This is a genomic window from Cupriavidus sp. UGS-1, from assembly GCF_021213615.1.
Classification (GTDB): Bacteria; Pseudomonadota; Gammaproteobacteria; order Burkholderiales; family Burkholderiaceae; genus Cupriavidus.
The window spans coordinates 168,329-195,064 of record NZ_JAJQJF010000009.1 but is presented as its reverse complement, the minus strand read 5'-3'; the positions used below and the strand labels follow the sequence as shown (position 1 = coordinate 195,064).

At 68.6% G+C, this 26,736-nt stretch carries 23 protein-coding genes and 1 tRNA gene; 21 read left to right on the top strand and 3 right to left on the bottom strand.

Going from position 1 to position 26,736, the window contains the following annotated elements; genetic code table 11:
- Positions 1-21: 21 nt before the first annotated feature.
- Positions 22-678 carry a hypothetical protein gene (locus tag LRR16_RS14135; RefSeq protein WP_232206293.1) on the bottom strand — a complete coding sequence of 219 codons (657 nt, stop codon included), beginning with the start codon at positions 676-678 and terminating at the stop codon, positions 22-24.
- On the opposite strand from LRR16_RS14135, the gene def reads away from it, so the two are divergent.
- The 9 genes from def (at position 677) to LRR16_RS14090 (ending at position 10,091) form a co-directional block, all read left to right on the top strand.
- Positions 677-1,183, top strand: coding sequence for a peptide deformylase (def, locus tag LRR16_RS14130; protein ID WP_064575113.1), 507 nt, complete (start codon positions 677-679; stop codon positions 1,181-1,183). The two genes, LRR16_RS14135 and def, sit on opposite strands and share 2 nt — an antisense overlap.
- Before the next feature lie 151 nt (positions 1,184-1,334).
- Positions 1,335-2,339, top strand: coding sequence for a methionyl-tRNA formyltransferase (fmt, locus tag LRR16_RS14125; RefSeq protein ID WP_232206292.1), 1,005 nt, complete (start codon positions 1,335-1,337; stop codon positions 2,337-2,339).
- Positions 2,340-2,383: 44 nt separating this feature from the next.
- Complete coding sequence (locus tag LRR16_RS14120; protein WP_006579766.1) at positions 2,384-3,034, top strand: LysE family translocator; 651 nt, start codon at positions 2,384-2,386, stop codon at positions 3,032-3,034.
- A gap of 163 nt (positions 3,035-3,197) precedes the next feature.
- Positions 3,198-4,058 (top strand): zinc metalloprotease HtpX, encoded by an 861-nt coding sequence (htpX, locus tag LRR16_RS14115; protein WP_006579767.1) that lies wholly within the window; start codon positions 3,198-3,200, stop codon positions 4,056-4,058.
- Positions 4,059-4,319: 261 nt separating this feature from the next.
- Positions 4,320-5,705: a 16S rRNA (cytosine(967)-C(5))-methyltransferase RsmB gene (rsmB, locus tag LRR16_RS14110; protein ID WP_232206291.1), complete on the top strand. Its 1,386-nt coding sequence runs from the start codon at positions 4,320-4,322 to the stop codon at positions 5,703-5,705.
- Positions 5,706-5,727: 22 nt separating this feature from the next.
- On the top strand, positions 5,728-6,744 hold the full coding sequence (locus LRR16_RS24505; RefSeq protein WP_370646810.1) for a DUF4390 domain-containing protein: 1,017 nt from the start codon (positions 5,728-5,730) through the stop codon (positions 6,742-6,744).
- Positions 6,741-9,200: a PAS domain-containing sensor histidine kinase gene (locus LRR16_RS14100; RefSeq protein ID WP_232206290.1), complete on the top strand. Its 2,460-nt coding sequence runs from the start codon at positions 6,741-6,743 to the stop codon at positions 9,198-9,200. Before LRR16_RS24505 ends, LRR16_RS14100 begins: the two co-directional genes overlap by 4 nt.
- A 56-nt stretch (positions 9,201-9,256) precedes the next feature.
- Positions 9,257-9,949, top strand: a complete 693-nt coding sequence (locus tag LRR16_RS14095) for a response regulator (RefSeq protein WP_006578780.1) — start codon at positions 9,257-9,259, stop codon at positions 9,947-9,949.
- 66 nt (positions 9,950-10,015) lie between these two features.
- Positions 10,016-10,091, top strand: a tRNA-Phe gene (locus LRR16_RS14090).
- 240 nt (positions 10,092-10,331) lie between these two features.
- Here the strand turns inward: LRR16_RS14090 and LRR16_RS14085 are convergent.
- Positions 10,332-10,871 carry a hypothetical protein gene (locus LRR16_RS14085; protein WP_232206289.1) on the bottom strand — a complete coding sequence of 180 codons (540 nt, stop codon included), beginning with the start codon at positions 10,869-10,871 and terminating at the stop codon, positions 10,332-10,334.
- On the opposite strand from LRR16_RS14085, the gene LRR16_RS14080 reads away from it, so the two are divergent.
- The 8 genes from LRR16_RS14080 to LRR16_RS14045 all read left to right on the top strand — a co-directional run bounded on the left by LRR16_RS14080 (position 10,870) and on the right by LRR16_RS14045 (position 21,028).
- Entirely contained in the window at positions 10,870-11,706 is an 837-nt protein-coding gene (locus LRR16_RS14080; RefSeq protein WP_232206288.1) for a DUF2243 domain-containing protein, read from the top strand. The genes LRR16_RS14085 and LRR16_RS14080 overlap by 2 nt on opposite strands.
- Positions 11,694-11,999: a helix-turn-helix domain-containing protein gene (locus tag LRR16_RS14075; protein WP_232206305.1), complete on the top strand. Its 306-nt coding sequence runs from the start codon at positions 11,694-11,696 to the stop codon at positions 11,997-11,999. Before LRR16_RS14080 ends, LRR16_RS14075 begins: the two co-directional genes overlap by 13 nt.
- A 320-nt stretch (positions 12,000-12,319) precedes the next feature.
- Positions 12,320-14,482: a DUF6351 family protein gene (locus LRR16_RS14070; protein WP_232206287.1), complete on the top strand. Its 2,163-nt coding sequence runs from the start codon at positions 12,320-12,322 to the stop codon at positions 14,480-14,482.
- A gap of 188 nt (positions 14,483-14,670) precedes the next feature.
- Positions 14,671-16,647: an ATP-binding protein gene (locus LRR16_RS14065; RefSeq protein WP_232206286.1), complete on the top strand. Its 1,977-nt coding sequence runs from the start codon at positions 14,671-14,673 to the stop codon at positions 16,645-16,647.
- Positions 16,631-18,046, top strand: a complete 1,416-nt coding sequence (locus LRR16_RS14060; RefSeq protein WP_232206285.1) for a sigma-54 dependent transcriptional regulator — start codon at positions 16,631-16,633, stop codon at positions 18,044-18,046. The genes LRR16_RS14065 and LRR16_RS14060 overlap by 17 nt, the downstream gene beginning before the upstream one ends.
- Before the next feature lie 495 nt (positions 18,047-18,541).
- A complete protein-coding gene (locus LRR16_RS14055; protein WP_006579802.1) occupies positions 18,542-18,811 on the top strand; it encodes a MoaD/ThiS family protein in 270 nt (89 codons plus the stop codon).
- Positions 18,812-18,913: 102 nt separating this feature from the next.
- Positions 18,914-20,041, top strand: coding sequence for a glycosyl hydrolase (locus tag LRR16_RS14050; protein WP_023265092.1), 1,128 nt, complete (start codon positions 18,914-18,916; stop codon positions 20,039-20,041).
- Positions 20,042-20,245: 204 nt separating this feature from the next.
- Complete coding sequence (locus tag LRR16_RS14045) at positions 20,246-21,028, top strand: MIP/aquaporin family protein (protein WP_232206284.1); 783 nt, start codon at positions 20,246-20,248, stop codon at positions 21,026-21,028.
- Here LRR16_RS14045 and LRR16_RS14040 read toward each other — a convergent pair.
- Positions 21,012-22,769 carry a carbohydrate porin gene (locus tag LRR16_RS14040; protein WP_232206283.1) on the bottom strand — a complete coding sequence of 586 codons (1,758 nt, stop codon included), beginning with the start codon at positions 22,767-22,769 and terminating at the stop codon, positions 21,012-21,014. The two genes, LRR16_RS14045 and LRR16_RS14040, sit on opposite strands and share 17 nt — an antisense overlap.
- Positions 22,770-23,259: 490 nt before the next feature.
- Between LRR16_RS14040 and LRR16_RS14035 the strand changes: the two genes are divergently transcribed.
- The 4 genes from LRR16_RS14035 to dinB all read left to right on the top strand — a co-directional run bounded on the left by LRR16_RS14035 (position 23,260) and on the right by dinB (position 26,732).
- Complete coding sequence (locus LRR16_RS14035) at positions 23,260-24,405, top strand: TRAP transporter substrate-binding protein (protein ID WP_023265089.1); 1,146 nt, start codon at positions 23,260-23,262, stop codon at positions 24,403-24,405.
- Positions 24,406-24,484: 79 nt separating this feature from the next.
- Positions 24,485-25,375 carry an EamA family transporter RarD gene (gene rarD / locus LRR16_RS14030; protein ID WP_232206282.1) on the top strand — a complete coding sequence of 297 codons (891 nt, stop codon included), beginning with the start codon at positions 24,485-24,487 and terminating at the stop codon, positions 25,373-25,375.
- Positions 25,376-25,394: 19 nt separating this feature from the next.
- Complete coding sequence (locus LRR16_RS14025) at positions 25,395-25,568, top strand: hypothetical protein (RefSeq protein WP_232206281.1); 174 nt, start codon at positions 25,395-25,397, stop codon at positions 25,566-25,568.
- Between the two features lie 45 nt (positions 25,569-25,613).
- Positions 25,614-26,732: a DNA polymerase IV gene (dinB, locus tag LRR16_RS14020; RefSeq protein ID WP_006579855.1), complete on the top strand. Its 1,119-nt coding sequence runs from the start codon at positions 25,614-25,616 to the stop codon at positions 26,730-26,732.
- Positions 26,733-26,736: the final 4 nt, after the last annotated feature.

The window sequence follows — 26,736 nt, the reverse complement described above, 5'->3', positions numbered from 1 at the left end:
GGGCGGGTTCGATAAGGCTGTCTATTCGACTTCGGGCGGCGCAGCCGGCAAGGGCACCAGAACACTGCCCGGCGTCACCTCGCGAACGGATGTCACCACGGTGACGATCGCAATAGCGCCCGGCGCTCGAGGTGGCGACACCACTTCGACCGTACCCAGAATCTGCGCCGGCGTATCGTGCCGCTGCGGTGGCGTGGCCACGCCGCGTCGCACGTCTTCCGGATGCGCGCCGGATGGCGCGCACACCTGCCAGCGACTGCCCACCGAGGCATCAAGCGGCATATCAAGCACATAAGCAAGATCGCCGGCGGCGCCGAACTGCCGCCCATCCGCAAGCGCAACGATGGTGGGGCCGGCGCCACAGGGCAGGGCCGCCGTCAGCGCGGCAGCCGCCAGCGCCAGGCGGCGCCACGGCCGCCATGGCCAACACTGCCGCCATCGCGGCGCTGCCCGAGGTTCTTTGGTAAGATCGCGCACTTTGTTGAGCCGGTCGGATTGCCTTGGCCGGATTGACCCCTTGGGGTACTCCCAAAGCGCGCAGCGACCGCCGGCGCGCCTTGATTTTTTCCGTTCGCGCCCCGATTTTGCTGACATGGGCCCTGCCGCGACAATGCGACAACGGCCCAATCGGCAGCAGCGGCAAGCCACGACGAACACGGCGTCGCGCATCAGCACCATGGCCAAACTCGACATCCTCACCTACCCGGATCCTCGCCTGCACATCGTGGCCAAGCCCGTCGCGCAGGTCGACGACCGCATCCGCCAACTGGTCAAGGACATGGCGGAAACCATGTACGAAGCCCCCGGCATCGGCCTGGCGGCGACCCAGGTCGACGTGCACGAGCAGGTCATCGTGATCGACATCTCGGAGACCCGCGACGAGCTGCGCGTCTTCATCAATCCCGAGATCGTCTGGGCCAGCGACAACCGCAAAGTCTGGGAAGAGGGCTGCCTGTCGGTGCCCGAGGTCTACGACCGCGTCGAGCGTCCGGACCGTGTGCGCGTGCGCGCGCTGAACGAGGACGGCGAGACGTTCGAGCTCGAGGCCGACGATCTGCTGGCGGTCTGCATCCAGCACGAGATGGACCACCTGAAGGGCAAGGTCTTCGTCGAATACCTGTCGCCGCTGAAGCTGAACCGCATCAAGTCCAAGCTGCAGAAGCGCGCGCGCACTCGCATGTAACCGTGCGCGAGCCAGCGGCAGCCCGCGGCAGCGGGTTTGCTATGCTGATGCCTCGCTTGCAGTCCCCGCACCGGCCGCCTTCGCGGCCGGTGTTGCCTTCAGAGCCCAGTCAAAGCCGAACCCGGGCCCAACCGTCCAGCCGGAGCGTTCCATGACCAGCCCCGCCCCTCTGCGCGTCGCCTTTGCCGGCACGCCCGAATTCGCGCGCGTCGCGCTCGCTGCCATCGTCGAGGCCGGCTTTCCGGTGGCCGCGGTGCTGACGCAGCCGGACCGGCCGGCGGGACGCGGCATGCAGCTGCAGGCCAGCCCGGTCAAGCAGCATGCGCTGGCCCAGGGGCTCGGTCCGATCCTGCAGCCGCGCTCGCTGCGCCGCCATGGCAAGTATCCCGACGAGGCGGTCGCCGCGATCGACGCGCTGGCCGCGCAGACGCCCGATGTGATGGTCGTCGCCGCCTACGGCCTGATCCTGCCGGCCGAGGTGCTGACGCTGCCGCGTCATGGCTGCCTGAACATCCACGCCTCGCTGCTGCCGCGCTGGCGCGGTGCGGCGCCGATTCACCGGGCCATCGAGGCGGGCGACGCGCAGACCGGCATCACGCTGATGCAGATGGACGAGGGCCTGGATACCGGCGCGATGATCGCGCGCGAAGCGGTACCGATCGGCGAGGACACCACCACCGGCGCGCTGCACGACACGCTCGCGGCGCTGGGCGGCCGCATGATCGTGCAGGCCCTGCGCCGGCTGGCGGCCGACGTCGCGCTGCCGGCCGAGCCGCAGCCGGACGATGGCATCACCTATGCCGAGAAGATCGGCAAGGACGAGGCGCGGCTCGATCTGCGCCGCCCCGCGGTGGAGCTGGCCCGGCAGATTCGCGCCTTCAATCCCTTCCCCGGCGCGAGCGTGCAGATCGGCGACGCGGCGATCAAGTGCTGGCAGGCCGAGCCGCTGGCACGCGCGCCCGAGCACGGCGACGCGGCGGCGGGAACGGTGCTGGCCGCCGACGCGAACGGGGTAGTGATCGCCTGCGGCGAAGGCGCGCTGCGCATCACCGAACTGCAGAAGGCCGGTGGCAGGCGCCTTTCCGCGCAGGCCTTCCTGCAGGGCACGCCGCTGCCGGCCGGCACGCGCTGCGTGGTCCTCGACGGTGCGGCATAACCCGGCATAATTCGGCGATCGAATTTGCGCAAGGACCGACCATCATGCTGGGCATCCTCGACCTGCCATTGTTCATCGGCGCGGTATTCCTGCTGAACGTGACCCCCGGCCCGGATACCGCCTATATCGTCGGCCGCAGCGTGGCGCAGGGCCGCGCCGCGGGCGTGATGTCCTCGCTCGGCGTCAGCGCCGGCTGCTGCGTGCATGCGCTGGCGACCGCGTTCGGGCTGACCGCGGTGCTGGCCGCCTCGCCGGTGGCGTTCACGGTGATCAAGTACGCGGGCGGCGCCTATCTGGCATGGCTGGGCTTGAAGCTGCTGTGGTCGAGTTGGCGCAGGCCGGCATCCGGCGCGCAGGCTACCGTGCAGGCCGCCGCCGCCGACCGCCGCGGCCTGCGCGCGCTGTTCATGCAGGGCTTTCTGACCAACGTGCTGAACCCGAAGGTGATCCTGTTCTTCGTTTCGTTCATCCCGCAGTTCGTCGATCCGCGCGCCGGTCAGCAGACGCTGGCCTTCCTCGCGCTGGGCGCGATCATGGTGGCGATGTCGACGGTGTGGACCGTGGCGGTCGCGTGGATGGCCGGCACGCTGACGCGGCGGGCCGGCCAAGCGCCGCGGCTCAAGTGCTGGCTCGACCGCGTCATCGGCGTGGCCTTCATCGGCCTGGGCGCGCGCCTGGCGATGACGCAGCGCTAGCGCCGCCGCCGGCAAAAAGCCCTTGCCGGCATTGAATTTAGCGCTCCGGACCCTATCTAACCGTCATCGCGCGACGCGCGCGGGCGCCCCGATCTGCCGGCAATACCGCCGGACCAGCAGGGGGCGCCAGGCGCGCGGCGGCGTTACCACGGAGACCACGGCAATGTTCAACTGGGTCAAGACCTTCATGCTGATGGCGGCCATCACGGCGCTGTTCATCGTCATCGGAGGCATGATCGGCGGCCGCAGCGGCATGATGTTCGCGCTGCTGATGGCGCTCGGCATGAATTTTTTCTCGTACTGGTTCTCGGACAAGATGGTCCTGCGCATGTACAACGCGCGGGAAGTCGATGCGGCCAGTGCCCCGCAGTTCTACGGCATGGTGCAGGAACTGGCGCAGCGCGCCGGCCTGCCGATGCCGCGCGTCTACCTGATCGACGAGGACGCGCCCAACGCCTTCGCTACCGGCCGCAATCCGGAGAACGCCGCGGTCGCCGCGACCACCGGCATCCTGCGCGTGCTGAGCAACCGCGAGCTGCGCGGCGTGATGGCCCACGAGCTCGCGCACGTCAAGCATCGCGACATCCTGATCTCGACGATCGCCGCCACCATGGCCGGTGCGATCGCCGCGCTGGCCAACTTCGCGATGTTCTTCGGCGGGCGGGACGAGGAAGGCCGCCCGGCCAACCCGATCGCCAGCATCGCGATGGCGATCCTGGCGCCGCTGGCCGCGTCGCTGATCCAGATGGCGATTTCGCGGGCGCGCGAATTCGAGGCCGACCGCGGGGGCGCCGAAATCAGCGGCGATCCGCAGGCGCTGGCGATGGCGCTGGACAAGATCGACCGCTATGCGCGCGGCATTCCGTTCCAGGCGGCCGAGCAGCATCCGGCCACCGCGCAGATGATGATCCTGAACCCGCTGTCGGGCGGTGGCATCGCCAATCTGTTCTCGACGCACCCTGCCACCGAGGAGCGCGTCGCGCGGCTGATGCAGATGGCGCAGACCGGTACCTATCCGGTCTGACTGGAGCCGCGCGCCCGCCGCCACAGCGGTCGGTCGGCGCCGACAGGGTAAACTGCCCGCCGTGCTCCCCTGCGAGCCGGCGGGCTTTTTGATGTCCACGCGATCGCCGCGGATACCCTCCGCAATGCCCGCAGGCGCTGCGCGTTGACCTCGCGCAGCGCGCCTCGACCGCAGTTGCGCGCGTCTGCATTTCCGCGCGCCTGCATTTCCGCGCGCATTGCCGCGTCTTGTTTGTTCGTTTTTCCTCACGGTGTCCGATCCATGCGTTTGCCTCCCGATTCCCTAGCCTTCCAGATGCTCGCCGCCGCGGCCGCGGTGCGTGGCGTCAATGAAGGCAGCGCGCTGCCGCAAGCGATCGACGCCGCCTGTGCGCAGTACCGGCTCGAGCGCACGCGGGACGCGAGCGCGCGCGGCGCGCTGCAGGACCTGGCCTATCGCACCATGCGCGAGTTCGGCACCGTGCGTGCGCTGGTCACGCGCATGGTGTCGCGCCCGCCGGGCGCGCTGGTCGATTCTCTGCTCGCGGTTGCACTGACCCTGCTGATCGAAGGCGACAAGGAACCGGGACAGGACGGCGGGCAGGGCAGCGGGCAAGGCGGTTATGCGGCCTTCACCGTGGTGGACCAGGCCGTCAACGCCGCCGCTTCCGATCCGAAGTCCGCGCATGCGCGCGGCATGGTCAACGCGGTACTGCGGCGCTTCCTGCGCGAGCGCGAGGCGCTGCTGGCCGAAGTGCGCCGCGACGAAGAGGCGCGCTGGAACCTGCCGTCGTGGTGGCTGCGGCTGCTGCGCGAGGCCTATCCCGACCGCTGGCAGGCGCTGGCCGCCAGCGCGAACGAGCGCCCGCCGATGACGCTGCGGGTCAATACCGCCCGCGTGTCGCTCGACGACTATCTCGCCCGGCTTGCCGCCGCGGGCATCGGCGCGCAGCGCGTCGGCACGCAGGCGGTACGCCTCGCGCGCGCGCTGCCGGTGGCGCAGGTACCCGGCTTCGACAGCGGCGAAGTCTCGGTGCAGGACGCCGGCGCCCAGCTCGCCGCGCCACTGCTCGAGATCGCCGATGGCCAGCGCGTGCTCGATGCCTGCGCCGCGCCCGGCGGCAAGACCGGCCATCTGCTCGAGCTGGCCGACGTGGAACTGACCGCGGTCGAGAGCGATGCCGTGCGCGCGCAGCGCATCGACGAGAATCTCGCACGGCTGCATCAGCGTGCGCAGGTCATGATCGGCGACGCCAGCCGGCCGCAGGCATGGTGGGACGGCAAGCAATACGACCGCATCCTGGCCGATGTTCCATGTTCGGCCTCGGGCATCGTGCGCCGCCATCCCGATATCCGCTGGCTGCGCCGCGAAAGCGATCTGGGCAAGCTCGTCAACGAGCAACGCCGCATCGTCTCGCAGCTGTGGCCGCTGCTGAAACCGGGCGGCATTCTGGTGTATGTGACTTGTTCTATTTTCCCAACGGAGGGCGAGGAGCAGGCGCGCTGGTTTGGTGCCCAGCTACCAGATGCGATACGATTGCAGGCGCCCGGCCAGCTGCTGCCCGGCAGCATCCCAAATGGCGTGGCTGATGGCGGGACCGGCAGCCACGATGGCCTGCCGTCGGACCACGACGGTTTCTTCTACGCCCGCTTCCAGAAACGCCTCTGATCCGATGCTCGTACCGCTTCGCTTGTCCGTCCTCCGTGCCCATGACGACAAGGCGTGCGGATCCGCAGCCAACCATGCCGATATCGGCGTGGCCGCGCTGCGCCGGCTGGCTTGGCTGCTGCTGATGGTGCTGGTCCTTTGCGCGGGCGCGTTGTCGCCGCGCGCCGGCCAGGCACAAAATATCGAGGTGCGCGAGGCGCGCGTCGAATATCACGACGGCGGCTTCGAGCTGAACGCCGCCTTCGACTTCGAACTGTCGCCGGCATTGGAGGACGCGTTGCACAAGGGCATCCCCTTGTATTTCGCGGTGGATTTCCAGCTGAGCCGACCGCGCTGGTACTGGTTCGACGAGAAGCCGGTCAGCACCAGCCGCAGCGTCCGGCTGACGTTCCATCCGCTGACGCGGCAGTACCGGGTCTCGACCGGCGGTCTGCAGCTGCCGTTCATGCGCCTGAAGGGCGCGCTCGATTTCATCAAGCAGGTGCGTGGCTGGCGCGTGTTCGAGCGCGGCGACGTCAAGCTCGGCGTGCCATACCAGGCCGAGGTCCGCATGCGGCTGGACCTGTCGCAACTGCCCAAGCCGTTCCAGATCAATGCGGTCAATACGCGCGACTGGAACCTCTCGTCCGACTGGCGGCGCTTTGCCTATACGCCGGTCGCCGAAGCACCGCCGGCACCGCCGCCCCCTCCCGTGCCCGCTGCCCCTGCTTCGCCCGCCGCGCCGACGCCAGCACCGGCGAACGGACCAGCGGCCTCGCCCGCGAACGCGTCGGCGGCCCCGGCCGCGCCGGCACCGGGACAAGGTTCGGGCCCGGCTTCGATGCCGCCGTCCGCGCCCGGTTCGGCCCCGGGCAGCGTTCCCGGTAGTGCGCCGGGTAGTGTGCCAGGCGGTGCGACGGCTCCCGCTTCCACGCCCACTCCCGCGCCGGCCTCGGCCCCCGGCATCGGCAACGCCCGCCCGCCTTCGCCGGCGTCCGCGCGCACGGTCGCCGGCATGCTGGCACCGATCTCGCTCTCGTCGCTGGTCGCCGAACCATGATCTCCCCGCTGAACAGCGTGCTCGACAGCCGGCTGCGCCGGGTGCTGAGCCGCGTGGTCGCCGGCACCATCGTCTTCCTGGCGCTGGTGCTGGTGGTGCTGCTGGCCGCCGCGTCCGCCAATACCGAGTTCTTCGACCGCTATTTCACGCTGCTGTACAAGATCAATCTGGTGATCGGCGTGCTGATGGTGCTGATCATCGGCGCGCTCGCGGTGGCGCTGTGGGTCCGCTATCGCCGCGGCAAGTTCGGCACGCGGCTGATGACCAAGCTGGCGCTGTTCTTCGGCATCGTCGGCGTGCTGCCGGGCGTGCTGATCTATCTGGTGTCGCTGCAATTCGTCTCGCGCAGCATCGAGTCGTGGTTCGACGTGCGTGTCGAGACCGCGCTCGAGGCGGGCCTGAATCTGGGCCGCTCGACCATCGATAGCGCGCTGGCCGATCTGCAGGCCAAGGCCCGGCAGATGAGCGACCAGATCATCAGCGCGAGCGAGCCCACCAACTCTCTGCAGCTGAACCGGCTGCGCGAACAGTACGGCGTGCAGGAGGCTTCGATCTTCACCGGCGGCGGGCGCGTGATCGCGTCCGCGTCGAGCAATTACGCGATGCTGGTGCCGAGCCTGCCGTCCGGCGTGCTGGTCGAACAAGCGCGGCTCGCGGGCGGCTACGCGGCGGTCGAGGGCGGCACCGATCCCGGCACCGACGGCGGCAGCGATGGCCATCCGCAAGCCGAGCGCGCCGACGCCAATCACCTGTACCGGCTGCGCGTGATCATTCCGCTGGGCACCGCGGCGCCGACCGACGAAGCGTCGCTGGGCGCGGCGCAGCGTCCCGCAGGCAAGGACCGCTGGGCGGGCTCGGGCCTGTCGCTGGAGCGGCGCGCCGAGGACTATCCGTCGTCGGGCTTCGGCCTGATCGGCGATACGGTGCGCGAGGAACGCTATCTGCAGATCGTGCATCCGGTCCCGGCCGTGCTCGCGCGCAATGCCGACGAAGTCCAGCGCGCCTACCAGGACTACCAGGAAAAGGCGCTGGGCCGCACCGGCCTGCGCAAGATGTATATCGGCACGCTGACGCTGACGCTGTTCCTCGCGGTATTCATCGCGGTGATGCTGGCGCTGCTGCTCGGCGGGCAGCTGGCGCGGCCGCTGCTGATGCTGCTGCAGGGGACCAAGGAAGTCGCCGAAGGCGACCTGTCGCCCAAGCGCGAACTGAAGAGCCGCGATGAGCTGGGCATGCTGACGCAGCAGTTCAACATGATGACGCGCCAGCTGGCCGAGGCGCGCCTGGCCGTCGAGCAGAATCGCGCCGCGCTCGAGCAATCGAAGGCCTTCCTCGAAAGCGTGCTGCAGAACCTGACCGCCGGCGTGCTCGTGATGGACCGGCGCTTCTCGCTGGTGACGGCCAACCCCGGTGCCGAACGCATCTTCGGCCAGCCGCTCGGCCCCACCATCGGGCATCCGGTCGAGGCCATTCCCGGCATGGCGGCGTTCGGCGAAATCGTGCGGCAGGCCTTCTCCGAGCAGAGCACCAGCGAGGTGCTCGGCGGCGCCGCGCACTGGCAGAAGCAGATCGAACTGCCGCATGGCGACGAGGAACAGCCGCTGACGCTGTTGGTACGCGGCGCGCGGCTGCCGGGCGGCGACCATGTCAGCGATCATGCCGAGCCGGGCTATGTGGTCGTGTTCGACGATATTTCCGATGTGATTTCGGCTCAACGGTCGGTCGCATGGGGCGAAGTGGCCCGGCGCCTCGCGCATGAAATCAAGAACCCGCTGACGCCGATCCAGCTGTCTGCCGAGCGGCTGCAGATGAAGCTCGCGTCCAAGCTCGAAGGCATCGACGCGGACGTGCTAAAGCGCGGGGCCACCACGATCGTTAACCAGGTAGCGGCGATGAAGCGCATGGTCGACGATTTCCGCGATTACGCCCGCACGCCGCCGGCGATGCTGCAGACGCTGCAGCTCAATGCGCTGGTGGCCGAGGTCCTGCATCTGTACGGTATCGACGATCCCGGCCTGCACGAGCATCCCGTGATTCACCCGTCGCTGGCCGACGATCTGCCCGACATCAAGGGCGATCCGACCCAGCTTCGGCAGGTGATACACAATCTGCTGCAGAATGCGCAGGATGCGGTCGCGGAGAACCTGGCGGCGGGCCGTCCGGCGCCTTGTATCGCTCTGCACACCGAGACTGTAGAATACAAAGATCCTGCCGGCGAAAGCCGCCAGGCTGTCAAGCTGACCATCGCTGACAATGGTCCGGGGTTCGCCCCGCGCATCCTGAGCCGCGCGTTCGAGCCATACGTGACGACCAAGGCCAAGGGGACGGGTCTGGGTCTTGCGATGGTGAAGAAGATCATTGACGAACATGGGGCGCGCATCGAACTGCGCAACCGCATGGAGGGCACCGAAGTCGCCGGCGCCCAGATATCGATCCTGTTCGCCAAGCTGGCATAGTGATGCATGATGATGCGGTCCGACCCGGAACGCCGCGGAGGGGTTAAGAGGAAAGTATGGCAACCATCCTCGTAGTCGACGACGAAATGGGTATCCGTGAACTGCTCTCGGAAATCCTCAGCGACGAAGGCCATGTAGTCGAAGTAGCCGAAAACGCGCAACAAGCCCGTGAATACCGTGCCGGCAATACGCCCGACCTGGTGCTGCTCGATATCTGGATGCCGGACACCGACGGTGTGACGCTGCTCAAGGAATGGTCCTCGCAGGGCCAGCTGACGATGCCCGTGATCATGATGTCCGGGCACGCGACCATCGATACCGCGGTGGAAGCGACCAAGATCGGCGCGCTCAATTTCCTGGAAAAGCCGATCGCGCTGCAGAAGCTGCTGTCCGCGGTCGAGCAGGGCCTGGCACGCGGCCAGGAACGTCCGCGCGCGGCCGCCGCGCCCGCTGCACCGGCCGCCGAGCCCACAGCGCGCGCCGCCGAGACCGCGCCCACGGAAGTGTCGGCCAACGGCACGCCGCAGCGCGTACCCGAGGCCGAAATGCAGTTCTCCTTCGACATGCCGCTGCGCGAGGCGCGCGACATGTTCGAGCGCGCCTATTTCGAATACCACCTGCTGCGCGAGCACGGCAGCATGACGCGCGTGGCCGAGAAGACGGGGCTCGAGCGTACCCACCTGTATCGCAAGCTCAAGCAACTGGGCGTCGAGCTGAGCCGCAACAAGCCCGAGCCCGCCGAGCAGTAAGGACGACGATTCGCGCCGGCAGGGGGTTGACCAGTCCCATGCCCGCTGTTATAGTTTCGCTTCTTTGGCCCGGTAGCTCAGTCGGTAGAGCAGAGGATTGAAAATCCTTGTGTCGGCGGTTCGATTCCGTCCCAGGCCACCAGGTTGAAAGAAAAACGGACGCTTCGGCGTCCGTTTTTCTTTGGTGCTTCTCCTTGGTGCTTCGCGTTCCCCGCCCAGGCCCCGTCCAGTTCCGGTCACGCAAGGTGACCGCCACGTGCCGCCGCAAGGCCGGCCGAGCCCCGCGCCATCCCCGCCTCTCCCCCGCCTTACGTCCCGCTCTGCAACAACGTGCATGCCGTCCGACACGCGTGTTGGCAAGGCTTACAAGCGTTGGTATGTCTTACGCAGCCGCCAGGGCTGTCTTGCGCCGCACCGACAGACGGTCGGTCCATCGCCGCATCGCCAACCCGGAATTGGAACGCCGATTGCATATTGACGGGCGGCCCCCGATCGCGGGGTTCATGTCAGCGCTACGGGGACTTAGCGCACCGCTGGAGGAAAACAAAATGAGAACGATGACTTCTATCGCCGCCCTGGCTTTCGCCATGGCTTGCGGACTCGCAGGCTGCACCGCCGCCGGCAGCGGCACGGGGTCGGGATCCGGTTCCGTTTCGGGCTCGGGCACGGTGACGCCGACCGACAGCTCGCGGTCGGGCACCGGCACGGGGACCAGCACGAGCGGCAGCTCGTCGGGTACCTCGAGCGGATCCGCCACGGGCACGAGCGGCACGCGCTGAGCGCCGCCGTCCATCCGCGACCACCAGTCGCCGCAAGCGGGCCCCATCGGCTGACGTCGATGCGGCCCGCTTGGCTTTGCGCTGGCGTTGCGCTGGCGTTGAGCCGCCACTGCGTCCCACCCGATCCGAAGGAGCGATGCCATGCCGACAGACCGCGCGATTCCTGCAGCCGAACCCATCCATCCGCGCGCGTTCGCATGGGCGGGATACACGCTTGGCTTCGCGATGAGCGGCTTCTTCGACGGCATCCTGCTGCATCAGATCCTGCAGTGGCACCACTTGCTGTCGGGCATCGAACGCGGCGCGCTCGGCGATCTGCGCCTGCAGGTGATGGCCGATGGCGTGTTCCACGCGCTGATGTACGTGATCGCGGCGATCGGGATGTGGCTGCTGTACCGAAGCCGCGATGCACTGTCGATCGCCAACGCTCCCCGGCACCTGCTGGCGAACTTCTGGATCGGCTTCGGCGTCTGGCACGTGGTCGATGCCGTGCTGTCGCACTGGATCACCGGCATCCACCGGATCCGCATGGACTCGCCCAACCCCTTGCTGTGGGATCTGATCTGGCTGTTCCTGTTCGGCGTGATCCCGCTGATCGTCGGCATCCGCATGCGCAAGACGAGCAGCGGGGCCGGACCTAACCGGGGCGCAGGTCCGCGCGGCCCCGGCATCGCCGCGAGCTGGGTCGCGGCCATCCTGGTCGGCGGCTCGCTGCTTGGCGCCGCGCTGAACCTGTTCCCGGCAAGGGCGGCGCCGATCGACACCACCACCGTGGTGATGCGCCCAGGCGCCGCGCCTTCGCAATTGTTCACCGCACTGGAGGGCAGCGACGCCCGCATCGTCTGGACCGATGCCGGCGGCGGCGTCTGGGTGCTCAGCGGTGCCGAGGCAGTGGACCGGCTGCGCCTGTACCGGCATGGCGCGATGTACGTCAGCGGGACGGTGGCACCGGCCGGCTGTTCGGCCTGGGTTCGTTAGGCGCATTCCGGACGGGCCAATGGCCACGTCGAGCTGGACAGGACTACATCGCTCGCCATGCCGAGGAACGGGGTCTGATTCCGCATGCCGTGGTTCGGCGCACGGTCGGAGGCGCGACGCCCGCGCGAGCCTGGCGCGAACATCTCGGACTGACCCAATCCGATGTCGCGGCCCGCATCGGCATCTCCCAGTCGGCGTACGCGCAGCAGGAACGCGGCGAGCGTCTGCGCAAATCGACGCGCGAGAAGATTGCCGCCGCGCTTGGCATTCAGCCGCGGCAACTCGACTTCTGATTGCGCGCCGGCGCGACTTTCCGCACGCCACCCGCGGGCGGCTGTGCGGATTCCCATCCATGTCTGCCGCGATGCAGACATTGTCCTCAGACAAAAACGCTTGTCTTTCAGACGCTTAGTCTCCGGCACCGATAGTGGCCGGCAATGGCACGCCCATTGCAACGCAGGCGCCTCGCAAGCTGCCGCGACAGACGGCAGACGCGCTGACCGCTCCGCTGCGGAGCGTGGAAAAGGCAGTGCCGGCGAGGCCGGCCAAACAGGAGACGACGATGCGGCAAACAGCAGCTCGGTGGAAGCGGCCGTCCTTGGGGACTGGCGCGATGGTGGCGGCCCTGGTGGTCGCCGGTTGCGGCGGCGGCGATGATGGCGGTGGCGGCAATCTGCAGCCGCAGAGCGCGGAGAACGCGCCCGGCCTGGGCCTGGGACACCGGGCCACGGTCGAGGCGACCGTGCTGTCGTCCGCGCCAGAGCGCGTGACCGGCGGCGATGCGCTGATCCGGCTGAGCGCCAGCGAACGCGCGCCCGGCAACAAGTTCAAGGTCAGCCTCAACGGCACCGATGTCAGCGACGCCTTCACGCCGACCGCCGACGGCGAAGCGCTGGGCATCGTCAGCGGCCTGAAGCTCGGCGAGAACACACTGGAGGTCAAGCGCGGCCCCGCGCGTACCACGCTGACGCTGACCAACTATCCGATCACCGGCCCCGTCTTCTCCGGCCCGCACGAAAAGCCCTACATCTGCGCGACGCAGAACTTCACGCTGCCGGACGGCAGCAAGCTGGGCGCGCCGCTCGACGAGAACTGCTCGGTCGAACGCCGCGTGCACTACGTCTACCGCTCGACCGCCAACAGCTTCAAGCCGCTGCCGACACCGGTCGCCGCGTATCCGGCGGACCTGGCCAGCACCACCAACAACGCGGGCGTGACCGTACCTTATATCGTCCGCGTCGAGACCGGTACGATCAACCGCGCGATCTACCAGACCGCGATCCTGCACGACCCGTTGAAGGACGCCGAGGCGACGCCGCTGGCGCCGCCCGCGGGATGGAACCGCAAGGTCGTCTATCCGCTCGGCGGCGGTTGCCAGGGCGGCTGGTACATGCAGGGCACGCCGGTGGCGGTGCTGAACCACAACCACCTGCGCAAGGGCTACGCGGTGGCCAGCGCCTCGCTCAATACCTTCGGCAACAACTGCAACGACCTGCTGTCGTCCGAGACCATCGCGATGGTCAAGGAACGGCTGATCGAGAACTACGGCACGCCGTTCTTCACGATCGGCACCGGCGGCTCGGGCGGCGCCTATCAGAGCCACCAGACCGGCGACAACTATCCGGGCCTGTTCGACGGCATCATCGTGACCTCGGTGTTCCCGGACGTCACCTCGTCGACGATCTTCAAGCTGCACGACTCGCGCCTGCTGCATCTGTACTTCACGCAGAACGCGCCGGGCCAATACAGCGATGCGCAGCGCTCGGCGATCTCGGGTTACCTGAAGCCCGGCAACATCGCCGCGATGAGCAGCAGCGCGGGCCGCCTCGATCCGGTGGTGTCGTTCCCCGCGGGCTTCCCGGCCGACCAGAAATACCATCCGGTCAACAACCCGACCGGCGTGCGGGCGACCGTCTACGACCACACCGTCAACGTCTACGGCAAGGACGCGCGCGGCTTCGCCAAGCGGCCGATCGACAATGTCGGCGTGCAATACGGCCTGAAGGCGCTGAACGACGGCATGATCACGGCCGACCAGTTCATCGACCTGAACGAGAAGATCGGCGGCGTCGACGTCGACTTCAAGAAGACCGCGCAGCGCACGGCCGGCGATCTCGACGCGATCGCGCGCGCCTACCAGTCGGGACGCATCACCTCGACCGGCGGCGGGCTGGCCACCACGCCGATCATCGATCAGCGCGACTACTTCGACGATCGCGTCAACGGCGACATCCACAACAAGATCCACAGCTACTCGGTGCGCGCGCGGCTGATCGCGGCCAACGGCCATGCGGACAACCAGGTCATCGTCGGACCGGGCACGATCCGCGACGACAACTTCGACCAGATGGACCGCTGGCTGACCGCGATGCTGCGCGACACCGGCCCGGGCAGCAAGGCCGAGAAGGTGGTGCGCAACAAGCCGGCCGACCTCGTCGATGCGTGCTGGGACGCGGGCGGCAACAAGATCATCGAGCCGCAGACCGCGCATGGCCCTGGGCAGTGCAATACCTTGTACCCGGCCGGCACCACGCCGCGCATGGTCGCCGGTGGCCCGCTGGCCGACGACATCGTCAAGTGCCAGCTCAAGCCGATCGATCCGGCCGACTACAAGGTGATGATGACGCCCGCACAGCTGGCGCGGCTGCAGTCGATCTTCACGACCGGCGTCTGCGACTGGTCGCGTCCGGGCGTCGAGCAGCAGCCGTTGAAGGGTACCTGGCTGTCGTTCGGCCCGTCGCCCGTCAATCTGCTGTTCGATGTCACGCAGCCCTGAGCGGCACGGTCCTGATCGCCTGACCGCGCAGAGTGCCCCCTGACGGGCAAGGGGGCCGGGCGCCGATGCATCGACGATCCGATGCATCGGCGCGCCTGACGTTTACGCCGATTGACGCGCCGGTGCGCGGCTTTGCCTAATGGCCGGTCGTTGGCGCACGCCGCCGGTATCCCTTCCCGCGCATCGATATGACGGACTCCTCCGCGACTTCCCCTGCGACGCAGTCGATGCCGCCGCCGGCATGGCCGCGCGGGCGGGCGCGTCGCGCGGCGGTGATCGCGGCCGTCTGCGCGGTGATGGCGGCCGGTGTCACGATCGCCTATCTGTGGGGCGAGCGGGTCGGCATCCGCGCGCAGCGCGATGGCACCGCGCACCGCATCGAGGCCTATATCGGCGGACTGCGCAGCGAAATGCGCCGCTACGAATATCTGCCCGCGGTGGTCGCGCTGAACCACGACGTGCAGCGGCTGCTGCGCGAACCGGCGACACCTGGCCTGGCGATGGCGGCCAACCGCTTCCTCGCCGAGGTCAACGCCGCCGCCAAATCGACCGCGATCTACGTGATGGACTCTCACGGCCTGACGCTGGCCGCCAGCAACTGGAACGAGGCGGCCAGCTTCGTCGGCATCAACTTCTCGTACCGGCCGTATTTCCGCGACGCGATGCGGGGCAAGCCCGGCCGCTTCTATGGCATCGGCACCGTCAGCCGCGAGCCGGGCTACTACTTCTCGCAGCCGATCGTGCGCGACGGCGCGATGCTCGGCGTGGCCGCGGTCAAGGTCAACCTCGACAAGATCGACGAGCCGTGGCTCGCCAATGACGACCGCATCCTGGTGGTCGACGCCAACGGCATCGTGTTCCTGAGCTCGCAGCCCGACTGGCGCTTCAAGTCGCTGCGCGAGCTGCCCAGCGAGACGCGCTGGCAGCTCGCCTCGACGCGGCAGTACTCGACCGTCGATTCGCTCGATCCGATCGGCTTTCGCGAGCAGCGCCGCTTCGCCGCCGATATCAGCGTGGTGCAGATGCCGGACGGCGACGAATTCCTCGCGCAGAGCCGGCGCATTCCCGACACCGACTGGCGGTTGATCGTGCTGTCCGACATGGAGCCGATCCGCACGCTGGCGCGCAACAGCGCGGTGATCGGCGCCTTCGCGCTCGGCTTTCTGCTGCTGCTGATCCTGTACGTGCTGCAGCGCCGCCGCGCCGCCGCGCAGAACCGCTCGGCCAAGGAAGCGCTGCAGCGCGCGCACGACGAGCTCGAACGCAAGGTCGCGATGCGCACGCAGGCGCTGTCCGGATCGAACCTGAAGCTGCAGAAGGAAATCGCCGAGCGCAAGCGCGCCGAGCAGGTGCTGAAGGCGGCGATGGACGAGCTGGTGCAGGCCAGCAAGATGGCCGCGCTCGGGCAGATGTCGGCCGGCATCACGCATGAGCTGAACCAGCCGCTGGCGGCGCTGCGCACGCTGTCGGCCAACACCATCGTGTTCTTCCGCCGCGGCCAGACCGATGCGGTCGAGACCAATCTGAACGTGATCTGCCAGATGGTCGAGCGGATGGGCAAGATCACCGCGCAGCTGAAGAAGTTCGCGCGCAAGGCGCCGGTACAGTCGGTGCCCACACCGGTCGGCACGGTGATCGCCGACGCGCTGTTCCTGCTCGACTCGCGCATTCGCGCCGACGGCGCGGAGCTGGTGGTATCGGTTCCGGAGCCATCGCCGCTGGCGCTGTGCGAGGGCAACCGGCTCGAGCAGGTGCTGGTCAACCTGCTGTCGAACGCGCTCGATGCGATGAAGGAGGCGAACGCGGACGCAAGCGAGGACGCCGCCGCACGCGTGCTCGAGATCCACGTGCAGGCGGACCCGCAGTGGGTCACGATCGAGGTCGCCGATCGCGGCTGCGGCATCGACGACGACGTGATGCCGCGTCTGTTCGAGCCGTTCTTCACCACCAAGGAGCAGGGCGTCGGTCTGGGCCTGGGGCTCGCGATCTCCGCCGGCATCGTCCGCGAATTCGGCGGCACGCTGCGCGCGGAGAATCGCCGTGCGTTCGGCCTGTCCGGCGACCCCGGCGACCCCGGCGACCCGGACAACCGCGGCGACATCGTGGGCGCGCGCTTCATCATTCAGCTTCCCGCCGCACAGGAGAACCATGCCGATGCGAACTGACCTGTCGGTCCTCTATGTCGAAGACGATGCCGCGGTGCGGCTGGGCAGCACGCAATCGCTGCAGATCGCCGGGCTGTCGGTGGAGGCGTTCGGCTCGGCCGAACAGGTGCTGCATCGCCTCACGCCCGGCTTTGCCGGCGTGCTGGTCACCGATGTGCGCCTGCCCGGCATCAACGGCCTGGCGCTGCTCGACAAGGCGCTGGAAATCGATGCGGCGCTGCCGGTGATTCTCGTCACCGGCCACGGCGACATCTCGATGGCGGTGCAGGCGATGCGCCGCGGCGCCTACGATTTCGTCGAGAAGCCGTACTCGCCCGGCGAGCTGACCGAGGTCGTGCAGCGCGCGATGGAAAAGCGCGCGCTGACGCTCGAGGTCGAGGCGCTGCGCCGGCAGCTGGCCGACACGCAGGCGATCGAGGCCAAGGTCATCGGCCGCTCGGCGGCGGTCGAGCGGCTGCGCAAGCTGATCCTCGATCTGGCCTGCACCGACGCCGATGTGCTGATCCTCGGCGAGACCGGTACCGGCAAGGAACTGGTGGCGCGCTGCCTGCACGAGTACGGGCCGCGGCGGCAGGGCAACTTTGCCGCGCTCAATTGCGGCGGCGTGCCCGAATCGCTGTTCGAGAGCGAGGTGTTCGGCCACGAGTCGGGCGCGTTTACCGGCGCCGCGCGGCGGCGGGTCGGCAAGATCGAATACGCGCAGCGCGGCTCGCTGTTTCTCGACGAGATCGAGACGATGCCGATGTCGCTGCAGATCAAGCTGCTGCGCACGCTGCAGGAGCGGCAGTTCGAACGGCTGGGCTCGAACACGCTGCTGCCGATGGACTGCCGCGTGATCGCGGCCACCAAGGTCGACCTGCTGGCGCTGGCGGCGGAGCAGCGCTTCCGCGCCGATCTGTACTACCGGCTGAATGTCGCGGTGATCGACATCCCGCCGCTGCGCGAACGGCGCGAGGACATTCCGCTGCTGTTCTCGCACTTCCTGCTGCAGGCGGCGCTGCGCTACGAGCGGCCGGTGCCCGAAGTGTCGCCGCCGCATATGCGCGAGCTGATGATGCATCCGTGGCCGGGCAATGTGCGCGAGCTGCGCAATGCCGCCGACCGCTTCGTGCTGGGGCTGCCGGGCGGCAGCACCGGTATGCCCGGCAGCAATGGAAGTGGAAACGGCGGCGGAAACGGCAACGGCAACGCGAACGGCAATGGCGGCGACACGCGTTCGCTCGACGAGCAGGTCGCGGTGTTCGAACGGCATCTGATCGAGGAAGCGCTGCGCGCCGCATCGGGGCGCACCGCGGCCGCCAGCGATCTGCTGCGCGTGCCGAAGAAAACGCTGTACGACAAGATCAAGCGGCTGGGCGTCAATCTCGAGGCGTTCCGCTCGAACGCGGGCACCGACTGAGACGCGGCATCCGTGCCGCGGCAATGCTGTCCACATCGAGGCCGTCCACATCGGTCCGTCCACATCGGTCCGTCCACATCCGGCGTGTCCACATCCGGCGTGTCCACATCCGGCGTGTCCACATGGACTTCCACGTTTCGTCCGCATGTCGCCAGTTCGACCGACTCTTGCTAGACTGCGTGCGCGCATGCGACGCGGGGATGGAAGGGCTGAAAGCCATGCGCACTTCGGTGCCGGGCCTGGCGGTTTGCCGGCGCCGTCGCAGCGGTAAATACGACGTCAACAAAAGACAGGACTGCCAGGCGGCGTCTTTGTCGCGAGAGCGGCAAAGACGCCGGTTCTGATCGCAGTCGACATCCGCGTTGTCCACATCGAAGTGTCCACACGCGGTGTCCACATTCCTGCGCCGGAATTTCCCCGCGTTTGCCCTTCCCGCGCAGCGCCGAGCGCCTACACTGTAGTGACTGTTTTTCGCGCTCCTACCTTCGCTGCACCATGGCCCATATCACCTTCGCGCCGGCGATCCAGCGCCATGTCCCCACGCCAGACCGTCATCTGCCCGCCGCCTCGGTACGCGCCGCGCTCGACGCGGTGTTCGCCGAGCAGCCGGAGTTGCGCGGCTACATCCTCGACGACCAGAACCAGTTGCGCCGCCATGTGACCGTCTTCATCGACGGCACGATGATTCGCGACCGGCAACGGCTCAGCGATGCGTTGCGCGAGGACAGCAAGGTCTACGTGGTGCAGGCACTGTCCGGCGGATAGCGGCGGGCGCGAGCACCAACGGCTTCGACGAAACACGTTTCGACAGCCGACGCGCCGACGGCCACGCGACCGGCGGCCGACCGATACCAGGAGACCTGAACGATGAACGACCGACTTCTCGTGGCAACGCGCAAGGGCTTGTTCGAGATCGAACGCCAGCCTGAAGGACAGTGGCAGCAAACCGGGGCGCATTTTCTTGGCGAGCCGGTCACGATGGTGCTGTCCGACCCGCGCGACGGCACCCTCTATGCCGCATTGAATCTGGGGCACTTCGGCGTCAAGCTGTGGCGCCGCGCGCGCGGCGAGGCCGAGTGGACCGCCTGTGCGGTGCCGGTCTATCCGCCGCAGCCGGAAGAGCAGGCCGCCGCCGCAAGCGATGCACCGGCGGACCCCGACGCGCCCAGGCCCGCGCCCTGGTCGCTGCAGCAGCTGTGGGTGCTCGAGGCCGGCGGCGCCGACGAACCCGGCGTGCTGTGGGCCGGCACCATTCCAGGCGGCCTGTTCCGCTCGGACGATGGCGGCGCGAGCTGGGCGCTGAACCGGCCGCTGTGGGATCGTCCCGAACGGGCGCAGTGGTTCGGCGGCGGCTACGACTATCCCGGCATCCATTCGATCTGCGTCGATCCGCGCGACAGCCGCCATGTGTCGATCGCGATCTCGTGCGGCGGCGTCTGGCAGACCCGCAATGGCGGCGACAGCTGGGAGGCCACCACGCGCGGCATGAAGGCGGGCTATATGCCGCCCGAGCGCAGCGAGGACCCGAACATCCAGGACCCGCACTACATGGTGCAATGTCCGTCCCGGCCCGATGCGCTGTGGGTGCAGCATCACGACGGCGTCTTCCGTTCAGAGGACGGCGGCGCCAGCTGGCGGCGCATCGAAGGGCGGCCGTCGAAGTTCGGCTTCGCGGTCGCGGTGCACCCGCGCGATCCCGATACCGCATGGTTCGCGCCGGCGACCAAGGACGAATGCCGCATTCCGGTCGACGGCAAGCTGGTGGTGTCCCGCACGCGCGACGGCGGCCGCAGCTTCGAGGTGTTCGACGAAGGCCTGCCGGCGCCGCCTGCCTACGACCTGATCTATCGGCACGGCCTCGCCGTCGACGACAGCGGCGAACGGCTGGCGATGGGCTCGACCACCGGCGGGCTGTGGGTATCGGAGAACGGCGGCGAACGGTGGACCTGCGTGTCGGCGCATCTGCCGCCGGTCTATTGCGTGCGCTTCGGCTAGCGGCGCGCCGCATTCGATACCGCGGATCAGGACACAACTGCACCGGCGCGCATTGACGGCGGGCGGGGCGGGCGGAACACTGCGCGCTTCCCGCGCCGGACAACATCGCGCCGCGCACGGTCCCTGCAGGTCCCTGTCACCTTCGCTCCGCGTTCGATGTCCAGCCGCCGTCCTCACGCCACCTTCCCGGCCGATGCCGCCTCCATGGATTTCGCTGTCTCGCCCGTGCGCAGGCTGGTCGCCGAGGCGTTGGGCACGGCGCTGCTGATCGCGGTGGTGATCGGCTCCGGCTTGCGCGCCGAGCGGCTTGCGGCAGGCAATACCGCGCTGGCGCTGCTGGCCAATTCGCTGGCGAGCGGCGCGGGGCTCGCCGCGCTGCTGCTGACCTTCGGCGGCATCTCGGGCGGCCATCTGAATCCGGCGGTCACGCTGTCGGCCTGGCTGCAGGGGATGCTGCCCGCGCGCGAGGCGCTGCGCTATGGGCTCATGCAATGCGCGGGCGCGGTCGCGGGCGTGATCGCGGTCCACCTGATGTTCGGCGAGCCGCCGTTGAGCGGGTCGAACCACGCGCGCACCGGCGCGCCGATCTGGTGGAGCGAATTCCTGGCGACGTTTGGCCTGATCGCCGTCGCGATGGGCACCGCACGCGCCCGGCCCGCCCTGCTGCCGTTCGCGGTGGCCGGCTATATCGGCGCGGGCTACTGGTTCACCGCCTCGACGTCTTTCGCCAATCCGGCGCTGACGCTGGCGTGCGCACTGACCGCGACCTTCAGCGGCATCCGCGCGATCGATGTGCCGGGCTTCGTATTGGCGCAGTGCGCCGGCGCGCTGACGGCGACGCTGGTGTTCCACTGGCTGCTGCGGACCGTGCCGGCCGGCTGCCCGGCCGCGGCAAGGGCCGACGGCGCGCCCGCCAACGCCGCCCCCGCCAACGCCGCGCCCATCAGCGCCGCTCCTACCAGCGCCACCTCTACCAGCGCCGATTGAGCTGGATCCCGAAGATCGAACCCGTCGCCTGCGAGGCCCAGGCGTCGGCCGGTGCCGCGAAGGTGATGCCGTCGACGTCGTTGGCGCGGCTGTAGGTGTAGAACGCGCGCAGATTGGCGTTGCCGGCGGCCTTGCCGAGCGTCAGCGTCGGCGCCACCGTCAGCGCGGTGCGCTGGCCGCTGACGCCGAAGCCCGACGAAATCTGGTCGTGCGCGACCTCGAAGCTCAGGCGGAAGCGCTCGGTCGGCGCATAGGCGGGCCGCACGCGCGTGGTCATCCATTGCAGCGTGCCCAGCGCCGAGCGGTCGTACTGCAGGCTCGATTCGACCGAGCCGATCAGGCCCGCGCGTCCCTTCCATTCCATCGATTCGGCGACCCGCACGCGCGACAGCGTGTCGCCCATGCCGGTGTAGCCGGTCATCGCGGTGCGGCTGCCGGCGCCGTACTGCAGGCCGAAGCGGTTGGTGCCGGCCAGCACGCCCTTCTGTTCGTGCATTGCCGACGCCCACCAGGCATCGCCGGCGGCATCGGCCAGCGCGTCGGCCTGGACGCGCGTGAAACCCAGCTGCAGCGTGCCTTTGTCATTGACGCCGATCGGCGCGGTGCGGACCGAGTGATAGCTGGGCAGATGCTGGCCATTGGTGTCGTTGCGGGCGGTGTACTGATAGCTGAGGCCGACGCCGGCGATCCTGGCGTCGTCGACGCCGAAACGCAGCGCGCTGGAGGTTGGCGGCAGCAGCCCCGACGACATCAGGAACGGCGACGTGTCGCGCCGGCCGGCCCACATGGTGGCGCCGTCGAGCGCGGCCACGCCCTTGACCGCGGTATAGAACTGCGGGATCAGCTGATAGGGATCGACCGGGGCGGGACGCCCATCGATGGTCGTGGTATTGGTGCCGCGCGCCTGCGCCACCACCTCGATCGCAGCGCCGCCGTCCAGCGTATAGAGCTGCTCGCGCAGCTTGACCTCGCCGCTGCTCTGGCAGGCCACGCCGTGGCCGATGCCGGTCGACAGGCTGCCGCCCGGACAAGCCCGCATCGCGTGGGTGTTGTCCTCGTAGGCTGCGCGGCCGCTGTAGGACAGGCTCCAGACGGTCTCCTCGGCGGGTTCGGCGCTCGGCAGGTTGGAGGCGAATACCGGCGGAGCATCGCTGGGCGCCGCGGCGTCGCCGCCGGCGGACGCGATTGCCTCGGGCATGAACTCGCCGAGCCGGTTCGGGAACAGCACCACCGGCGGCGGCGCGGGCGGCAACGGCTCCGGCGGTCCCGCCAGGCCTGGATCGAGCTCGGCCAGCGCGGCCTGCTCGGGCGCATCGGCGGGCGGCAGGTTCAGCGTTTCGGTGGCGGCGTCGGCCGGGGCCGGCGCCTCACGCTGAAGCAACCCGGCGAGCGGATCGGCGTCGGCGGCCTGCTGCTGCGGTTGCCAGCCTGCCGGCTCCGCCGGCGGCACGGGACCCTCCACCGACGGGTTCTGCGTCGGGTTCTGCGTCGGGTTCTGCGTCGGATTCGGCCTCGAATCCGGCGTCCAGCTCGACAGCCGCGCAACCGCGGGCACCGGGGCGGCCGGCGCGAACACCGGTGGGGCGATGGGCTCGGGCGCCGGCGGCGTCTGCGCGCAGGCAACGATGCCCCACGCCGCCAGGCCGGCCAGATACAGCCAGCGCGGACGCGGCAGTACGGACGAACGGACGGAGCGGTTCAGCGGACGACGGCGAGAGGAAGACGACGCGGACAACGACATGCGGTGACAACAGGGCGGCAACGGTGCGCAACGGCGAGCACGGGCTCGGCCGTGCCGGACCGACGGTTTTATCAGTCGGGCTGATTGGACAGCAAGAGAGGTTACAAAATCCATCGGCTGAGCACTGCAGATGACGAAAGCGTACGTTCGGCCACCGATGCCGACGCCGCGCGCCATGCCGGATCGCCGCCGCGAAGGCGCGCCATACCGCACTTTCCTAGCGAAAACCCGGAGCCTGGCGCGGCCCCGTGGCGAATTGGGCACCGCTATAATCGATCAGCCTGCTGGAACGGGTATGAGCGGGCAAACCAGAGGGTGAAAACCGGGCCTGTTATCGGCGCACGCTGCCAAGTCGGCGGGTGCGCCGGTAACAGGCCCGTTATTGCGCGCTGTCGTACCACGGCCTGCCGCGCGTTCCCGGCCAGCGTTGGAGTCGACGCACTCTCTCGCCCTCGGCCGGATCAAAATTCGAAAACGAGGAGAGTAGTCGATGGAACGTCGTTCCTTTCTGTTGAAAGCGTCGGCCGTGGCCGCCACCGGTGCGCTGGCCGCCTGCGGCAAGCAAGAGCAGGCCGCCGCGCCGACCCCCGCCAGCGCCCCCGGCACGCCGGCCGCGCCTGCCGTGGTAGGCAGCAACCCGGCCGTCGAATGGCGCCTGGCGTCGAGCTTTCCGAAATCCCTCGACACCATCTACGGCGGCGCCGAGACGCTGTCGAACCGGGTCAAGGAACTGACCGACGGCAAGTTCAACATCAAGGTGTTCGCCGCCGGCGAAATCGTGCCGGGCCTGCAGGTGCTCGACGCCGTGCAGAACAACACCGTGCAGATCGGCCACACCGCCGGCTACTACTACTTCGGCAAGAACCCGACGCTGTGCTTCGACACCACGATTCCGTTCGGCCTGACCGCGCGCCAGCAGAACGCCTGGATGGTGCAGGGCAACGGCATGAAGCTGATGCGCGAGTTCTTCAAGGAATACAACGTCGTCAACTTCCTGGGCGGCAATACCAACGCGCAGATGGGCGGCTGGTTCCGCAAGGAGATCCGCACCGTCGCCGACCTGCAGGGCCTGAAATATCGCGTCGCCGGTTTCGCCGGCGTGGTGCTGTCGCGCCTGGGCGTGGTACCGCAGCAGATCGCCGGTGGCGACATCTATCCGGCGCTGGAGAAGGGCACGATCGACGCCGCCGAATGGGTTGGCCCGTATGACGACGAGAAGCTCGGCTTCTTCAAGGTCGCGCCGTTCTACTACTACCCGGGCTGGTGGGAAGGCAGCGCGCAGCTGTCGTTCTACGCCTCGGCAAGCGAGTTCGAGAAGCTGCCGGCGCTGTACAAGCGCGCGCTGGAGACCGCGACCTTCGAGGCGCACACCACGATGATGGCCAAGTACGACACCGTCAATCCGCAGGCGCTGGCGCGCCTGCTGGAGAACGGCGTCAAGCTGCGCCCGTTCTCGCGCGAGATCATGGAGGCGTGCTTCAAGGCGACCCAGGACGCCTATGCCGAGGAAAGCGGCAAGAACCCGTCGTTCAAGAAGATCTACGACGACTGGCGCGTGTTCCGCAACAACCAGGCCGCGTGGTTCAATGTCGCCGAGCAGGCCTTCGCGCAGTTCAGCTTCGCCCGCAAGCTGTAAGCGCCCCACGGCGGCTTCGCGCCGCCTGCAAGGCTCGGTCCGCACCGGTAGAATCCTCGGCTTCTGAGAGGATTCTCCGATGCAGACCGGCATACTCTACGCCCTGCTGGCGTACATCATCTGGGGCCTGTTGCCCCTGTACATCAAGTCCCTCCACGGCATCGCGCCCCTCGAGATCCTGCTGCACCGGATGGTGTGGTCGCTGGTCTTCCTCGGCGCCATCCTGGCCATCCGCCGGCACTGTGGCTGGCTGCGCGGGGTCTGGTCCGACCGCCGCCTGCTGCTCGGCTTCGTCGCCAGCGCGGCGCTGCTGTGCGGCAACTGGTTCCTCTATATCTGGGCGGTGTCCAACGATCGCGTCGTCGATGCGAGCCTGGGCTACTTCATCAATCCGCTGTTCAGCGTGCTGCTCGGCGTGGTGTTCCTGCGCGAGCGGCTGCGGCCGGCGCAGTGGGTCTCGATCGCGCTGGCGGCCGCCGGCGTGGTGTGGCTGACCTTCGCCGCCGGGCAGCTGCCGTGGATCGCGCTGGCGCTGGCCGGCACCTTCGGCGGCTACGGGCTGCTGCGCAAGACCGCAGCGCTGGGTGCGCTCGAGGGGCTGTCGCTGGAAACGCTGCTGCTGTTCCCCTTCGCCGTCGCCGCGCTGGGCTGGATGTTCTCGACCGGCGAGGCCGGCTTTGCCCATGCGAGCCTGGGCGTGCAGTTCCTGGTGGCGATGGCCGGGCCGGTCACCGCGGTGCCGCTGCTGTTCTTTGCCGCGGCGGCGCGCCGCATCCCGCTGTCGCTGCTCGGGCTGTTGCAGTACACCGGTCCGACGCTGCAGCTGCTGCTGGGCGTCTGGCTGTACCACGAGCCGTTCCCCGCCGACAAGCAACTGGGCTACGCGATGATCTGGGTATCGCTGGCGCTCTATGCGCTGGAGGGGTTCTGGATGTCGCGGCGGCGCCCGCCGGCGGTGGCGGTCGACTGACCCATTATTGACAGCATCGATGAAACACCTTGCCAATCGCGCATTCCCATTCATCGGCAACATGATCGTGCCCTTCCCGTGCGTGACGAATCGGATCGCCATGCCGGCCCCGGGAGAGAATCGTCGCGATTTCATCGACGCGACGGATGAGAGCGACGATCCGTCTGCGGTGTTCGATTATTGGCGCGAATAGCCTGAGCTGAATAGTCGGCACCGAATCGTCGAACGCCGAACGCCCATGTCCAGCACGCCGGTCCCGCCGCTGCGCAAGATCATCCATTGCGACTGCGACGCCTTCTACGCCTCGGTCGAGATGCGCGACGACCCGTCGCTGCGCGGCCGGCCGATGGCGGTCGGCGGCTCGCCGGACCGGCGCGGCGTGATCGCGACCTGCAACTACGAGGCGCGCGCCTATGGCGTGCGCTCGGCGATGTCATCGGCGCAGGCGGTCAAGCGCTGTCCCGAGCTGCTGATCCTGCGGCCGGCGATGGACAAGTACAAGGAAGCGTCGCGCCGGATCTTCGGCATCTATCGCGAATACACCGAACTGGTCGAGCCGCTGTCGCTCGACGAGGCCTATCTGGACGTCAGCGCGTGCACGCGGCACCAGGGCAGCGCGACGCGCATCGCCGAGGAGATCCGCCGGCGCGTGCGGGAGGAGGTCGGCGTCACGGTGTCGGCCGGCGTCGGGCCCAGCAAGTTCATCGCCAAGATCGCCAGCGACTGGAACAAGCCGGACGGCCTGTTCGTGGTGCGGCCCGAAGCGGTCGACGCCTTCGTCGCCGCCTTGCCGGTCGAGCGCATCCACGGCGTCGGCCGGGTCACGGCGGCCAAGCTGAACCGCCTCGGCGTCAAGACGTGCGCGGATCTGCGGGCGTGGACGCCGGACCTGTTCCATCGGCACTTCGGCAGCTTCGGCGGCCGCCTCTACAACCTGTGCCGCGGCATCGATGAACGGCGGGTATCGCCCGAGCGGGAGCGCAAGTCGATCAGCGTCGAGGAAACCTATGCCGACGATCTGCCCGACCTGACGGCGTGCCTGGCCGAGCTCGAGCCGCTGATCGCGCAGCTGCAGGCCCGCATCGCGCGCGCGGGCGCCCAGCACCTGATCCACAAGCTGACGGTCAAGCTGCGTTTCGCGGATTTTCGCCAGACCACAGTGGAATGCCGCGGCCAGATGCCGGACCGAGACGTCTACGCGCGGCTGCTGGCCGAGGGCCATGCGCGGCGGCGCTTGCCGGTACGGCTGCTGGGCGTCGGCGTGGCGACCAGCGATCCGGACACCGCGCAGCTGGACCTGTTCCGGGACCTGGCCGGGGCGGACGACGGCGAGGGCGATCCATACGAAGCGGCCTGAGCCC